The organism is Streptomyces sp. NPDC107581 (genome assembly GCF_055657175.1).
This window is the reverse complement of the sequence record NZ_JBVKBH010000058.1, coordinates 1-1,129: the sequence shown is the minus strand read 5'-3', so window position 1 is coordinate 1,129 and position 1,129 is coordinate 1. Positions and strand designations below refer to the sequence as shown.

2 protein-coding genes are annotated in these 1,129 nt (G+C 63.3%); both read left to right on the top strand.

The genetic code is table 11. The annotated features are described in order from the left end of the window. Positions 1 to 632, top strand: a 632-nt coding sequence (locus tag ACZ7P3_RS42500; protein ID WP_472090045.1) for a restriction endonuclease fold toxin-2 domain-containing protein, incomplete at its 5' end; no start/stop codon positions are given. Between the two features lie 24 nt (positions 633 to 656). After that, a complete protein-coding gene (locus ACZ7P3_RS42495) occupies positions 657 to 1,091 on the top strand; it encodes a hypothetical protein (RefSeq protein WP_472090044.1) in 435 nt (144 codons plus the stop codon). The last annotated feature ends 38 nt before the right edge of the window (positions 1,092 to 1,129 follow it).

The following is a 1,129-nucleotide window of genomic DNA, read 5'->3' as shown; positions in this document are numbered from 1 at the left end:
TCCCCCTGGCCCTCGCGTCGTACAAAGGCCAACTGCCAGGTGTCATACCCGCCGCCTACCGTGACCCCGACCCAAATGTCCTGCACCAAGACCCGCTGCCGCCGGTGAAAGGCACGACGCAGCTGCTCAGCGTCGCTGATCGAAAGGCGTTCGTGACCTGGGTGAACACGCTGCGCCCCCTGGGCTTCGGTGGAAAGGGCACCAGCACGATCGACCCCGCAAACGCCTACCAGATGCGGACCGCCGGCTATCCCGAGCGCCTCATTCCGCTGCCCGCAGGCGCCCGCAAAGGCGCCATCGCCGCCGATGGCATGCGGCCGGCGGACGGCTACATGATCGACGCCAAGTACGTGCAGGACAAAGACGACGAGTGCAAGAAGAACTCGTGGCGCACGCCGGACACCTTCGCCCTCGAAGACAAGTACGACAAGAACGGCAAGAAGAAGTGGAGCAAGAAGGACATTCTCGTCGGCAAGGATGAGGACGAGCTCGGCGACTACAAGCAGGCCATGACGTACCACGAGCAGATCCGGGGCCTGGAGATCATCACCAACGACAAAGACGCGGCCGCCTACTGGCAGACGCTCATGGCAGCACAGAGCGTCAAGGGCACCTCCCGCTACGTGCCCTAAACCCACGGCAAAGGACCTCCCGCAGTGAACCTCGACGACTATCAGACGACCTACCTGCTCTACGCACCTGCCAAGAACCCCAGCGGCTGGAACCTCGACCTGGCGGCCTTCGGTTCCGCTCTCGAGGCTGCCTTTCCCGAAGTCCGCTACGAGACCCGGCAGGGCCGGCAACTGCGGCTGTCCTTCTGGGCTGTGACAGAGGACGGGATCGAGTTCACCGGCTTCGCCAGCAACGAAGGCCGCGACACCATCGTCATTACAGACAACACCCCGCACGAAGCGGCCGTGTTCATCGCCTGGCTCCGTGACTCGTTCCTGCCCGATCCGAACCTGATCCGCTTCAGCTCAGAGCCCGCTGTCGAAGAGGGCATGGAGACCGACTGGCGTATGCCCGCAGACGGCGATACGACGCGCATCGTCGAGGAGCTGAAGCATCACATTCAGGTAGTCGAACGCTGAGCTCCCGAGCCCAGAGTCTGTGCACTCGTTTGGTGCAA